The organism is Chroococcidiopsis sp. SAG 2025 (assembly GCF_032860985.1).
Classification (GTDB): domain Bacteria; phylum Cyanobacteriota; class Cyanobacteriia; order Cyanobacteriales; family Chroococcidiopsidaceae; genus Chroococcidiopsis.
Map to the genome: position 1 here is coordinate 6,049,531 of NZ_JAOCNC010000001.1, position 14,353 is coordinate 6,063,883.

Here is a 14,353-nt window from a genome sequence, read left to right on the forward strand (position 1 = left end):
TGGGACTTTGTAAGAAAGATGGAGCAAATTGAGCTAGAATGCGGGTAGGAGTTGCGTTTTACGTCAGTCTCGACAGGAGCAACGTAAGGTGAAAGATCAAGTACCAGCAGCGATGCCGCAGTGCTTTGAGAACTGGTGTCGTCGGTTTGATGATGTATTTTCGCGTCAGAAGCAGCGGCAGGAATTTCGTGTTTATCTAGGGGGACTGCTGGGTGAGAGTCAGCGCAAAAACCTGAGCCAACTGGTCACAAATACAGTAGATGGCTCCTACAACAGCCTCAGACATTTTCTCAACAATGCCCCTTGGGATGAAGTCAAGCTAAATAATCGGCGGTTGGAGGTGATGCACCAGTGTCGCCAGACGACCCCGAGTCAAGGTTTCACATTGATTGTAGATGATTCGGGACATCGCAAAAGTGGTGCGGCTACTGATGGGGTAGGACGGCAGTACATTGGGGAGATTGGCAAGACTGACAATGGTATTGTGCTGCTGACTACCTACTTGTATGATGGAGTGCGACGTCTGCCGTTAGATGTTGCACTCTATCAACACGCAAGTTTATTCGAGCAAGGCAAGGCAGACCCCAACTTCCAGAAAAAACCTGACCTGGCTCTAGACTTGGTTGACCAATGCTTGAAGCGCGGTTATCGACCGGGTGTGACTGTAATTGATGCAGGCTACGGTAATAACACGCCTTTTCTCAAGCAGTTGGAGTCGAGAAACCTAACTTACGTGGCAGCAATCGCCAAAAACCGCCAAGTTACTGCTCAAACATCAGGTGATGAGTCTGCTCGTAAGCAGGGATTAGAAGCTATTGCTCAAACCTTGGCAGTGGAGCAGTTCACACCTGTGCAACTCAATCTGGAGCAGCCCCGGACAGTTTGGGTGGCGCTGTTACCAGTTCACGTTCCGAAGCTCGAAGGCACTCGCTGGCTGGCGATTCAACTCAATGCCTCTAGTTTCGAGCAAGCGACGGAGGTGGATTACTTTCTCACCAATGCCTCTGACAACCAAGTCAGTGCGGCTTGGGTAGCTCAAACATATTCTGCTCGCAACTGGGTGGAGGTCTTCTATCGAGAAGCCAAGGGCTGGTTGGGTTTGAGTGAGTATCAAGTTCGGGATGCTCTGAGTATGAAGCGTCATTGGGTTTTAGTGTTCATCGCTTACACCTTCATCCTTTGGCATCAGTTGACCGGCGGATTCCGCAGACGTTGGGCAACCAAACCCTTACAAACCTTTGCCGAAGCATTGGAGGCATTCCGCACCGCAGTCGAGTTTCGTTTGGTCCGCTGGCTTAATGAGCATGTTGATGTATTTGCCTCTCACAGAGCTAAGTTCGGCTATATTTGGGCTTAGAAAGTTTTAAAGTCCCACTAGGGTAAATGGATAAAAAGTGTATGAAATAATGTGGACTGTAGAAGCGCGAAATTTCACGCCTCTACAGATGTAATGTCTAAGCAGCTTGTCGATCTGCTGCTGGCTCTAACAAAGCATTCAATTTTTGCGCGATCGCTTTTGCCGGAACAACACCAACAACTCGATCTACAACTACGCCATCTTGGAAAAATAACAGCGTCGGAATTGCCTGCACCTTATATCGAGAAGCAATTTCTCCGTACTCGTCAACATTCAGCTTGCCTACTGTGGCGCGTCCGGCAAAATTGGCAGCAATCTCTTCCACAATCGGGTTAACCACCCTACAAGGTCCGCACCAGGCTGCCCAAACATCTACTAGCACTGGTGTTTTACTCTCAATGACCTCTATTTGAAAGTTCTCAGCAGTGAGGGTCAACGGCTTGACACGATCTGTCATACCTACAAGTCTCCTTCTTCATCAAAACCGGATTAGCGCAAGCAAAAGGTAACTACCAACTACCTATTACCGATCGCCAACCGTAGGTTAAAATTTAAGTAGTTAAACAACCACTTGACTATTATGCTAGACAATCAAAAATAAAAAGTCAAGTAGCTATTTAACTATTTGACAAGTAGCGCGATCGCGGACGAACGACCATGAAAGAGACTAATTCAGAAAAGCTTGTCTCCCTACCTGTAGCTGAAGTTGACGACAGCTGTCGTCGGGCAAAAATCTTTGCAGCCCTTGCCGACCCGACCAGATTGAAAATTGTAGAGTTACTCGCCCATGCTGGAGAATTGAGCGGTACGGAGATTGCTCAAAAATTAAGTATTAGCCTTGCCCTCTTCTGCCACCACTCTAAAACTCTAGCGGAAGCAGGGTTACTCGATATTCGCAAGGAAGGGCAGACAAAATATAACTCTTTGAATTGGGAGTTACTCAATGCTTGCTTGCAAAGCCTGATGAAAGGGAGCAGGGAGCAGGGACGAGCAGGGAGCAGGGGAGAAGAGAGAGTCGCCCAGCTGTAGGGCGACCTTCTCGGAGAATGGGGGGCTGAGGAGGCTGAGGAGGCTAAAGGAGCAACTAATTATCAATTACCGATTACCACTCTTTGCTTGACAAAACTCCAAATATCTGCATAAAACTTCAAGCTAATTAACTTTAATTCAGCTAATTCTTACGAGAAACTACAATTTTCATTCTTACGATTAAAGACAAGATAAGGTCGGATTAAAGACGGGATAATTCTCTACAACATTATCCATTGTCTACTCACGATCGTGCGGCTTCTCATAAAAGAATCCGCGTAGGAGGTTGTATGAATGAAAATGTCAGAGCGAGTACGCGCAATGTTGCAATTGTTGGTCCTTATTTGAGCGGAAAAACAACTTTGCTCGAAAGTTTGTTATCCGTCACAGGAGCTATTACTCGTAAAGGTAGCGTCCGCGACGGTAACACCGTAGGAGACAGTGCAGCGGAAGCGCGCGATCGCCAAATGAGTGTAGAAGTAAGTGCCGCTAGTACCGAGTATGAAGGTGTCCGCTTCACTTTTGTTGACTGTCCGGGTTCGGTCGAATTTGCCCAAGAGACATATAACGCTCTTATGGGTGTAGATGCAGCAGTTGTTGTTTGCGAACCAGCAAATGATAATAATGAAAATGGTCTGCGTCAGAAGGTACTTACCCTCGCTCCTTTATTTAAATTTCTTGACGATTGGGAAATTCCCCATCTCGTATTTATTAACAAAATGGATCGGGTTAGCAACAATTTCATGGATATGTTGCACGCCCTTAAAGCTGTTTCCAAGCGTCCGCTCGTACCGCATCAATATCCCATTATTCAAGACGAACAGCTAACTGGATTTATCGATCTAGTCAGCGAACAAGCATATCAATACCACTCTGGCGCACCAGCCGATCCGATTCCATTGCCAGCATCTTTAAAGGCACAGGAACAGGCAGCTAGAGCGGAAATGTTGGAAGAATTAGCCAACTTTGACGACCATTTATTGGAAGAACTTTTAGAAGAAATCGAGCCGCCTCAAGAAGAAATTCTGCAAGACTTGAAATTAGAACTAGGGGCAGATTTAGTCGTTCCAGTATTTTGTGGAGTTGCAGACCGAGATTTTGGAGTTAGACCGCTTTTAGAAGCACTGTTACGAGAAGCACCTGAACCACAAGACACCGCTCAACGACGAGGGCTTGGCGCTACTGCTGAAACTCCCATAGCCCAAGTATTGAAAACCTATTACACGCCCCAAGGAGGCAAACTTTCCCTAGTACGGGTATGGCAGGGTAAGTTAACTGATGGCATCGTGTTGAATGGTACTCGCGCTGGCGGGATTTATCGGCTACTAGGACAGCAACAGACCTCGATCGATGAAGCTGAAGCTGGTGAAATTGTTGCCCTCAGCCGCTTGGATGGCGTGAAAACTGGCGATACTCTGTCTGCAAATGGGCAAGTTCAGGAACTACCCAAAGCAGAAATACTCAAACCAGTTTATGCCTTGGCGATCGCCCCAGAAAAACGTAACGACGAAGTCAAATTGAGTGCGGCGCTGACTAAGCTGTTAGAAGAAGACCCATCTTTAATGTGGGAACAACACGGCGATACCCACGAAGTGATCCTGTGGGGACAAGGTGAAATTCACTTGCAAGTTGCCCTCGATCGCCTGCGTCGGAAGTACAACTTACCGATGGGGACTCACTTGCCACAAGTCCCTTACAAAGAGACAATCCGCAAGCCTGCTGCTTCAGTTCACGGGCGCTACAAGCACCAATCAGGAGGACACGGGCAGTTTGGCGATGTTTACTTAGATATTAAACCGCTTGGGCGCGGAGAAGGCTTTAATTTTAGCGAAAAGATTGTAGGTGGCGTTGTCCCGAAGCAATATATTCCTGGCGTTGAAGTTGGCGTGAGGGAGTTTTTGGTACATGGTCCCTTGGGCTTCCCTGTAGTCGATGTTGCCGTCACCTTGACCAACGGCTCTTATCACACAGTAGATAGCTCCGAGCAAGCATTTAAACAAGCGGCACGGCTAGCTATGCAAACGGGAATGACTCAGTGCGAACCGACGCTATTAGAGCCGATCGCCTCAATTGAAGTCAATACGCCCAGCGAATTCACTTCCAAGGTAATGCAACTGGTGAGCGGGCGAAGGGGACAAATTCTAGGCTATGAAGGCAGATCTGACTGGTCTGGTTGGGACAAGCTGATTGCTTACTTACCCCAAGCCGAGATGCAGAACTTCATTGTCGAGTTGCGATCGCTAACTCTAGGTGTTGGTTCCTTCCAGTGGCAATACCATCACTTGCAAGAAGTCCCTGACAAGTTAGCAGAGCGAGTTTTGGCAACTGGCAGTAACGGTAACGGCAGCCGTTGATGTATCAGGTTTGATTACCTTTGCTGAAAAGTTCGGTCGTTTTCGATTAGATAAATTACACGATCTGTAGGGGCGCACAGCTGTGCGCCCCTAGGAATAATCGTCATCAAATCAGAATTTCTGTCATCCCCAACTTTCCCAGCAAGGGATATTAGAGGAATTTTCTCTGACATAATATAGGCTTTGGAAAGCATAAAATTAAGGATACCAGACCAAGCAGCGTTCAACTTTTTTCTATGACGAATTCACAAACTTGGTTTATTGTCAAGCTAGCGGACGGTCATTGTCAAATTGTATCTGACGAGCAGGTGAATGTAGAGCCAGATCCAGAAGCCAGGGAACGTTGGGGACCGTTTCCTTCTCAAGCAGAAGCGATCGCCCGTCGGGTCGGACTCATCCGTGCCGGCAAATGCCAGCCTCTGTAAAGGGTGGGGAACACTTTTTCCCTACCTTGTAGCAGAGTTCCCCTTAGCTGCAATTTGCTTCTTTAATATGTCTAGTGCTTTAGCATATTGCGGGTCTGATGGCGTACCAACTTTGTCGCGATTTTGTAGAAACAACGCCTGTTTTTCTTTATCCGTCAGCGCTACTACCACATTAGGAGCAATCCCAGACTTATTGATGTCGCGACCGTTAGGGGTAAAGTACTTCGCTATGGTTACAGCTAAGCCAGAACCATCTCCCAAGCTGCGTACCGACTGTACCAACCCTTTACCAAAAGTTTTTTCTCCAACTAAAACCGCACGTTTGTTATCTTGTAGAGCGCCAGAAAGAATTTCACTGGCACTCGCCGAGCCATCATTCACCAACACGACTAGGGGTTTATTTGTTAACGGTCGGTGATTAGACCTTTCAATGTCTTGTTTCCCTTGTCGGTTCTTTGTCGAAACAATTACCCCGTCATCCAGCCACATTTGAGCAATTTCTACACTAGCTAGTAACAAACCGCCCGGATTATTACGTAAATCCAAAATGTAACCAGATACCTGCTTCTTTTCTAGGTCTTGAATCGCATCGCGCATTTCTGTAGCAGCATTGGCACTGAATTGATTTAAGCGAATGTATCCCACACCACCTGTAGGACTATTTTGGTAGCTGTAACGCACTGGATGAATTTCAATTCGCGCCCGTTTTATCCGAAAATCTTTCTGCTGTCCGTTGCGCAAAATCGTGATTTGTACTTCTGTACCTGGTTGTCCCCGAATCAGAGACACTGCTTGATTCACATCCATTCCCTTAGTGCTTTTACCATCGATTTTGACGATTGTATCCTTGGCAAGAATTCCAGCACTGAAAGCAGGTGTATCTTCAATTGGGGCAATTACAGTTAGTTGCTTTGTTTTCTCGTCTTGGGCGATCTGAATCCCAATTCCCGTTAGTTCTCCAGAAGTATCTACCTGCATATTCTTGAATTCTTCTGGGTCCATAAATCGGGTATATGGATCTTTGAGCTTTTCTAGCATTTGACGGACGGCTTTGTAAGCATCCTCTCGATTGGCATAAGAGCGGCTCAAGTACTCTTTACGCACAGCTTGCCAATTGACCTTGTTGAAAGTCCCGTCCACATACTGTCGATCGATAATTTGCCAAACTTCATCGACTAATTCTTTCGGACTTTCACGAAAGAAAGCTTGAGTTTGAGAGCGATCGCTAAAACTGGCAACTGCGGCAGTGGAGAGCATCACTGCCGTTGCACCTAACAGAATTCCACGCTTATTCATGATCGTATTGACACTGCACAGCCGGAGAACAAAGCAAACCAAGTAAGCCCAATTTAACACAGGGCGCTCAGACAGTGACCAGTTTTGACAGTGACCAGTGACCGCAGCAGACAAACCTTGGTAACTGGTCACCGATCGCTGCTTACGGATCGACCCAGCGATCGTCTGCCTTAATTAAGTTAATCAATTCTTCCACTCCTCGATCTTCAGGAACGCGCTTGATTTCTTCTCGACCGCGATAGAGAGAAATGTAACCAGGTTGCTTTCCTACATAGCCGTAGTCCGCATCCGCCATTTCCCCTGGACCATTGACGATACAACCCATAACGGCAATATCTAAACCTGTTAGGTGCTTAGTTGCCGCTCTAACTTTATGCAACACTTCTTCTAAATTAAAGAGGGTGCGTCCGCAAGAAGGACAGGCAACGTACTCTACCATTGTTTTCCGCAAACCTAAAGATTGCAGAATGCTGTAACAAACAGGAATTTCTTTTTCTGGCGCTTCCGTCAGCGATACGCGGATGGTATCGCCAATCCCTTCAGCTAACAGCGTCCCAATTCCAGCAGTAGATTTGATGCGACCGTATTCGCCATCTCCAGCTTCCGTCACGCCTAGATGCAAAGGATAGTCCATACCTAGCTCATTCATACGCTTAACCATCAAACGATTGGCAGCGATCATCACGGGCACTCGCGATGCTTTAAGAGAAATCACTAAGTTGCGAAAGTCCAGCGATTCGCAAATCCGAATGAATTCCAGCGCTGATTCTACCATTCCTTCTGGGGTGTCGCCGTAGGTAAACAGCATTCTTTCTGCTAAAGAGCCGTGATTCACGCCAATCCGCATGGCTTTACCCTGGTCGCGCAAGCAGACTACCAGTGGTTCCAAAGTTTGACGAATCTTGTCTCCAATTTCCTCGAATTCTGTTTGACTGTACTCAGTGCGATTGGATTTAGGTTTTTCAAATACGTACAAGCCAGGATTGATCCGCACTTTATCGATGTGCTTGGCAACTTCCAAGGCAATTTTCATCCCATTATGATGCACGTCAGCCACGATTGGGACTGGTTGGTAGGAGGCATACAACTTTTGTTTGATTTCTGCTAAGGCTTGAGCGTGTGCCATACTTGGTACGGTTACGCGGACTATTTCGCAGCCAATTTCATGTAGGCGACGAATAGCAGCAACGGAACCATCTATGTCCAGGGTGTCTTCGTTGATCATGGATTGCACCACCACTGGATGACCACCACCAATCGTGACGTTTCCTACCTGAATCGGACGAGTCTGGCGGCGATGAATAGTAGTATCGGTGGACAGTTCGCCAGAAGAAGATTTTACTGTAGCTGGGTTGGGGAGAGTCTGCATAACCTGTTGGCTGAATTTTTGTAGCGAGATTATCAGATGAGTCTATCTGTTTCTCAGATTGCCACAAATTAGGGGCAGGGGGCTAGATATCAGTTATCAATTATCAGTTATTAGTTGTTTGTGAAGAGCGGTGATAGGTAGTTGTTGATTATTGGTTGACGGTTAATTGGTCACTGCTCCCTGCTCCCTGCTCCCTGAGTTAATAACTGCTTCAAAGCTAGCCAGATAAACAGGGGCATGGTGGTAGTATATCTTTTCCAAAGTCTACGTGGTTCTTGAACTAATCTGTAAAACCACTCCAAACCAAAGTTTCTCATCCACAAGGGAGCGCGTTTGTGAATTCCTGCATACACTGGAAATACTCCGCCTACACCGATCGTGACGGCATGGATTTTGTCTTTATGTCGATCCATCCAGTATTCTTGCTTCGGACATCCTAGAGCTAGTAACACAATTCCAGCTCCACTATCATGGATTTTTTGAATGACCGCCGCGTCCTCTGCTTTTGTAAGCGGACGGAATGGTAATGGCTCCATTCCAGCAATTTCTAAAGTGGGAAATTCACACTCTAAGCGTTTTCGCATCTGTTCTAATATGGAGGCTTCCGAACCAAGAAAAAAGACTTTTATCTGACGCTGAGGAGCCTGTTGGCAAATAGATAACATGATGTCTAGCCCAGCAATGCGATTCTGATGCTGCGCGCCCATTAGTTTCATCATCCATACTAAGGGCATACCATCAGGAGTGACTAAATCTGCACGAGCTAACACTGCATGAAATTCTGGATGCCAGTAGGCTTCTATCAGCATATGGACGTTTGCCACGCATACAAATCGGCTAGCACGACTGCTAGCCCACTCCAACATCATTTCTATTTGGCGATCGAAAGGTGCTACCGTGACTGGTGAGCCAATAACACAAATTCTGATTTGAGGAATTTCAGCCGGAATAACTTCTAACTCCAATTTATTTACTGGAGTATGAAACGATTGAGTGATGGCTAGACCGGGAAAATCCGATGTTATTTGTTGAATTAAATTCACTGCTTCTACTTTATTTGTTGTATCAAATCTCATTTCCCTGAACTCTTCACTTGAGTTATTGCCATGAATGACAGTATAGTTTGAAAGTAATTTATAGCATCACTAATTATTGATTACTTACGCCTTCAACGATAAAAGAAAGATTTCAAATCCTGCAAAACTCTAGTTTTTACTAAAAAGAATTTTAAAAAATCTTGATTTCCTTGCTACTGTTTTGACGACTCATAATTTATTTGATTAAATTCAATCTGTATGGTAAATGAGCCATACAAGTGATGACAAAACTATAAATATTATCTGTTAAACATGAATCAACAGAAATAACAGCACCTATAGATTTGAGAGATTGCTACACGTTTTCTCAAAGTACGCTGGAATTGATGAGACCTACCCTGAAAATCATTTGTATGTCTAAATTTATACCAAAACTTACTGGCAAGCAATAGTAGTTCAGCAACTTCATTAAAAAATAATAATTGCTCAGTCATGGTACGATCGATACCCAGCTATAGTAGCAGATTTGCTTCTATTTAATAGCTCGTAGATTGTTCGATCGCAAAACTCTGAAAATACAGAAGTTATGAAATCCGTCTCAAGCGATTGGTTTGCCATTGCAGACCGATAAAAGTAGCCATAAAGAGCATGTAGCCAGGTTCTTCTATTTGAGTGAAAATCAACCCAAAAACAAATATAGTTAGGAGAAAAAACCGAGAAATATCGTCCGAACACAGCCTGCACCAAACAATAAATGCAAGATAAAAATAAGCTCCTAACCCCAGAAAACCCAAATCTCCCCAAATTCCTGCCCAACCAAAAAACGGCGAAAACATGCTAGATTTATCGCCAAACCAGGTTGCTCCTACCGCACTCCATACAGCTTCGCTCACTGAAAGTTGAGTTGCCCCTAGAGGTGAGAGCAGATCCCAATAATCACGCAGCATCCATCCTCCTAAACGTCCGATCGTGTGACCAGGACCAAGCCCCAGTAAAGGGTTGAGCGGGGAATGATAGAAAGAAGGAATAATTGAGAATCCTACTAGTTTAAGCTTCATCCCCTCTAAAGTCATATCGACGCTCCAGGCGAGAAACCCATTATTTGCCAACCAAACTGCGATAAATACAGCTAAAATTGCTCCAAGTGAGTATTTTACAAATTCTGTAATATCTTTTAATTTAGTGCAAAAAAGAAGTACGAGAGCAACTAAAAATACTGCTAGAACTTGTTTGGCATCTGATACTAATACGTGAACAATAGTAGCAAGAAATACAGATATTCGCAGCCAAAATGGACGTTCTTTAGCAATACATAAATAGTACGTACCAAATGTCAATGAAACTGAAGCACCAACAACATGACCAGAACCTTGGTTTAAAAAAACTCCTTTAATATTGTCTTCTAAACCTTCCTGAAGATGTAAGTTGAGAACAAAGCGCTGGAGCAAAGCAAGCAGGAGATTGATAAAGCCAAAACGCACTAACCAACAGTGCAGTTTTTCCGTGCTAGTTAAAGACATGGGAATGCAGGCGATCGCTACTAGAAGTAAGTACGGCTCGGTCAGCATTAAATAATTTAAAACTACATTAATAAATCCAGCGTTATTGAGTAGTCCACTAGCACACATTAAGATGAAAAATATTAATAATCCTAAGAGAATTTCCTGAACGATAGCAAGTTGACGCTGGCTTTTAGAGCGAGCTTTGACAAGAGCAATACCACAGGCAAGTGGAACTGTAGCAAAGTGTAAAAAATTAATTGCTGCGGGTACTCCTAATGCCTCGATGATACGGGCAAAATAAGCAGTAGCAAATGCTAATAGTACAATTGTGGAACTTTTAATGAATCCCTTGCGTTGTTGCTGACACGCCGCCTCTACGTTCATCGATCCACCTCTAGATACAAGCACCAGAGCGCGCTGTATGCCGCTACGTGTAAGTTAGGCATGAGGAGCTAATGTATAAATTTCCATCATGCGGCGATAGTTTTCCTCCGCAGTATACTTAGCCTCAAATTCAGCTCTAGCTGCTTGGCGCATCTGCATCAGTTCTTCTGGATGTGATAAAGCCCACTCTACCTGCTCGACAAGGTCTTGGGTGTTACCTGGAAGAAAATGAAGTCCGGTTTGCCCAGGCGTAACTAACTCGGCGATCGCACCAATTGCTGAAGCTACTACAGGAGTTCCCTTGGCAAAAGCCTCGATCGCAACTCTGCCAAAAGTCTCGTACCATTCAGAAGGAAAAATCAGCAAGGCAGCTTCTCCCATTAACTCGTAGACTTCTTCCAACGGTCTGCGTCCTAGCCACTCTACTCCTGGCAGGCGCTTTGTTGCCTCAACAACTTGAGGTGCTAACGGTCCATCGCCAACAATTTTCAAAGGGATTTTTCCGCCCAATTGTTCCCAAGCAGCTAGTAGCGTCCCTAAACCTTTTTCTGGCGAAAGCCGCCCGACAAAAATGGCGTATCCACCACGTCCTGTTCCTGGTGCGGGAGCGGGATGTAGAAAATTAGTTTTAAATAGAATCTTTTTCTCCGGTAAGCCACCTTGAACGAATTTCTGCAAAGCGAAATGGCTATACGCTACGAATACGTTTACTGTTTTTGTCCAAGTACACATCATTGAGTGTAAGTTCACCATTGCTGCTACAACTCCACTCGCTGTTTGACTATCTCGGTAGCAACCGCGAACGATGCCAGGTATAGAACCGCATTTTCCCAAACAGTCTTCGCAGATCTTGCCATCACGAAAAAACAGAGCATTGGGACATAAGAGACGATAGTTGTGCAAAGTTTGGACAACTGGTACACCCTCATCTTTCATGGCGTGATACGCGGCTGGGGAAATCAGAGGAAAAGTGTTGTGGAAATGAGCAACCTCCGGTCGTTCCTGGCGGACGATCGCCCGTAGGTCGCGGTATACATCGTTATTCCAGATTGTTTTTTTCGCCAGAGTCAGAGGATTCATTCCCTCAACGCGCTCGTTATGAATCGTGTAGCGATGTACTTGATGACCGCGTGTTTCTAAAAGAGCCGATTCGGTAGCAAAGATTTGTTCTTCACCACCTGGTTGTTGGTAATAGTTATGAACTGTGAGAATACGCATGGGGAATCGTCTATTGATTGAAAATGTTGTCGTAGCACTGCACTAATTGCTGACCCTTATTTGCCCAGTTGAACAGCTCGTTTGCCCTCTTCTGTCCTGCCTTGCCCAATTCGGCACTCAGTTCAGCATCGTTTGCAAGACGAGTCATAGCATCAGCAATACCTGTGACAGCTTGCTGAGGTTCGATTGCGGTGACTTTAAAACCTGTTGCCTCGGTGACCTGAACCGCTGGTCCACCTAAATCGAGACAGACAACCGGACGACCTGCTGCCATTGCTTCTAAGCAGACAAATCCTCCAGATTCGTGCAAACTAGGATGAACCAATGCTCGTGCATCTGCCATCATTTGCCAGATGCGATCGCGGGGCATCTCAGGGTAAAACTTGATTTGAGAGATAATCCCTAACTTTTGGGCGAGAATTTGTAGCCGTTTCCGTTCGGGTCCGTCTCCCAGAATCCAATATTCGGTATCAGAGGGTAAATCTGCTTGAGCAAAGGCACGTAGTCCCAGGTGAAAACCCTTCCAATGCAGCAATCTACCAATAGAAATAAACCTGACTGGGCGATCGCTAGAAATGTAACTCTGACTCAGACGAGCGATCTCTTCTGGGAGTAAAGCGACTTGGGAAAGCACTTCGACGTTTTTCGCTCCCATTTGAGAGAGTTTCCGTGCTGTATCCTCAGTAGTTGCCCAAGCTAAGACAGAGCGCCTGGCTGTCAGGCGAGCAAACGGATCGAGTTCTCCTAAACGACGAGAGAAGTCACGCAGTATTTCGTAGACTTTGCCTCTCCAGCTGAAGTCTTGCCAAAAAACCTTTGGTGCAGTTTCGCCGCCGCCTACTGGACCCCAGATGAAGGGAACTGGCAGCAGAGAGAGGAAACTAGGACTAGAGTATTTAACAAAAGTGACGTGCTGAATTAAGTCGAAGCCAATTTGACGATGGAGTTGACGGGCAACAAAATAAGCTTGAATCTGCCAGAGATAGTAGTGAATTTGGAAAGCTCCATTACCCCACTTCCAACCGCTACCCCAGATGGGCAAGGTGAAATAGATAAAATACAGGTTGGGGACTGGATGACGGGCTAGCTCTGCCTCAATTGCCTCGCGACCGTCATCAGGTCGAGTTAGTACCCAAACTTGATGGTATTTGGCAACCTCTCGAACTGTGTTCCAGCCCACGCCGAGTTCAGTTCCTCGACCTGGTTCGCAGGCATAGGCAGACAATAGAATCTTCATCGACACAGTACCTCTTGGCGGACTAACCCAGTAGTAGAGAAATCTAAATATTGCTGAGCGATTTTTAGATACTGAAAGTCTCGCGCCCGTTTACGTGCTTGGGTTTGATAATGCTGCTTGAGGCTGGGGTTGCTGAGGATTTGCAAAATTCCTGTTGCCAGTGCTTCGGCATCTCCAGCAGCCACCATCATTCCGTGCTGACCATGTTCGATCAGATCTTTCGAGCCACCTGGGGCATCGTTGACGACAACAGCTGCACCGCAAGCCATTGCTTCTTGCAAAGCGATCGGGCATCCTTCCCAAGCTGATGCGAGTACGAATACGTCACAGGCAGACATGTATCTGTAAGGGTTGCGATCGTATCCAGGCATCGCCACGCAATCTTCGATTTGGAGTTCGTAGCACAGGCTTTCTAGTTGCGATCGCAAGGGTCCTTCACCCAAAATCAACAGTCTGGCAGGCTGAATCTTGACAACGCGAGCAAAAGCACGCAGCAATACATCGAGTTGTTTTTGCTTGGCTAGACGGGCTACGGTAACGATGGTTGGTGTTTCCGAGTCTAAAAACCAGGGGTGATCGGTTGGTTTTTTTGCTAGTTGTTGCACGCGATCGAGGTCAATGGGGTTGAAAATGACCCGCATCGGAATGCGCGGTGGCACTTTAATTGTTTCAACTAAGTCGGCGATCGTATCTTGAGAAACGGCAATTAAGCCATCACCATAGGGATACGTGTACCGCATTAGCGTCGGCAGAGATTGCAGGTGCAGTTTATCTTGATGCTCGATGCCTGTTTCTAAGCTAATAATATTGTGTTCGCCAATAATAATTTTGCTATCAATTCCTGATAGATACCTTGCCCAAATTGCCGTGATATTAAAATACCAAGGCATTGGAAAGATAACATCTGGTTTACTTTGTTTAAGATAGCGAATAGTTGGCAGTAAAGAAAAAGCCGTGCGCTGAGTATTGAGAGTAACTATATTAATGTCTGAATATTGCTCTTTTTCTGCTTGAGTTGCCTTTAAAACCACAAACTCACAATTGATTCCTAATTCCTGAAAGCCGCGAGAGAGGGCAGTTCCTAAACTAGTGAACGCACCACCTCCGATGTCATGCGTCAGGATAGCAACTTTTTTCATAGTCAT

General features: G+C 45.7%; 12 protein-coding genes. 4 read left to right on the forward strand and 8 right to left on the reverse strand.

What is annotated here, in order from left to right:
• Positions 1-88 precede the first annotated feature (88 nt).
• Positions 89-1,357: an IS701 family transposase gene (locus tag N4J56_RS29615; RefSeq protein ID WP_317104593.1), complete on the forward strand. Its 1,269-nt coding sequence runs from the start codon at positions 89-91 to the stop codon at positions 1,355-1,357.
• Between the two features lie 97 nt (positions 1,358-1,454).
• Here N4J56_RS29615 and trxA read toward each other — a convergent pair whose 3' ends face one another.
• Positions 1,455-1,814, reverse strand: coding sequence for a thioredoxin (gene trxA / locus N4J56_RS29620; protein WP_317109789.1), 360 nt, complete (start codon positions 1,812-1,814; stop codon positions 1,455-1,457).
• Positions 1,815-2,014: 200 nt separating this feature from the next.
• On the opposite strand from trxA, the gene N4J56_RS29625 reads away from it, so the two are divergent.
• The 3 genes from N4J56_RS29625 to N4J56_RS29635 all read left to right on the forward strand — a co-directional run bounded on the left by N4J56_RS29625 (position 2,015) and on the right by N4J56_RS29635 (position 5,165).
• Positions 2,015-2,386 (forward strand): metalloregulator ArsR/SmtB family transcription factor, encoded by a 372-nt coding sequence (locus N4J56_RS29625; RefSeq protein ID WP_317109790.1) that lies wholly within the window; start codon positions 2,015-2,017, stop codon positions 2,384-2,386.
• A gap of 290 nt (positions 2,387-2,676) precedes the next feature.
• Complete coding sequence (locus N4J56_RS29630; RefSeq protein WP_317109791.1) at positions 2,677-4,740, forward strand: elongation factor G; 2,064 nt, start codon at positions 2,677-2,679, stop codon at positions 4,738-4,740.
• Positions 4,741-4,976: 236 nt separating this feature from the next.
• A complete protein-coding gene (locus N4J56_RS29635) occupies positions 4,977-5,165 on the forward strand; it encodes a hypothetical protein (RefSeq protein WP_317109792.1) in 189 nt (62 codons plus the stop codon).
• Between the two features lie 21 nt (positions 5,166-5,186).
• On the opposite strand, the gene ctpC is transcribed toward N4J56_RS29635, so the two are convergent.
• From ctpC to N4J56_RS29670, 7 genes are all read right to left on the reverse strand, one after another.
• The gene (gene ctpC / locus N4J56_RS29640; protein ID WP_317109793.1) at positions 5,187-6,461 is read right to left on the reverse strand and encodes a carboxyl-terminal processing protease CtpC; all 1,275 of its coding nucleotides are present in this window, start codon (positions 6,459-6,461) and stop codon (positions 5,187-5,189) included.
• A gap of 142 nt (positions 6,462-6,603) precedes the next feature.
• Positions 6,604-7,830, reverse strand: a complete 1,227-nt coding sequence (gene ispG, locus N4J56_RS29645; protein WP_317109794.1) for a (E)-4-hydroxy-3-methylbut-2-enyl-diphosphate synthase — start codon at positions 7,828-7,830, stop codon at positions 6,604-6,606.
• A gap of 170 nt (positions 7,831-8,000) precedes the next feature.
• Positions 8,001-8,906: a WecB/TagA/CpsF family glycosyltransferase gene (locus tag N4J56_RS29650; protein WP_317109796.1), complete on the reverse strand. Its 906-nt coding sequence runs from the start codon at positions 8,904-8,906 to the stop codon at positions 8,001-8,003.
• Between the two features lie 545 nt (positions 8,907-9,451).
• A complete protein-coding gene (locus N4J56_RS29655) occupies positions 9,452-10,753 on the reverse strand; it encodes a hypothetical protein (protein WP_317109798.1) in 1,302 nt (433 codons plus the stop codon).
• A 54-nt stretch (positions 10,754-10,807) separates the two neighbouring features.
• Positions 10,808-11,971: a glycosyltransferase gene (locus tag N4J56_RS29660; protein ID WP_317109801.1), complete on the reverse strand. Its 1,164-nt coding sequence runs from the start codon at positions 11,969-11,971 to the stop codon at positions 10,808-10,810.
• Positions 11,972-11,981: 10 nt separating this feature from the next.
• Positions 11,982-13,208, reverse strand: a complete 1,227-nt coding sequence (locus tag N4J56_RS29665) for a glycosyltransferase family 4 protein (protein WP_317109803.1) — start codon at positions 13,206-13,208, stop codon at positions 11,982-11,984.
• Positions 13,205-14,353, reverse strand: a complete 1,149-nt coding sequence (locus tag N4J56_RS29670; RefSeq protein WP_317109804.1) for a glycosyltransferase — start codon at positions 14,351-14,353, stop codon at positions 13,205-13,207. Before N4J56_RS29670 ends, N4J56_RS29665 begins: the two co-directional genes overlap by 4 nt.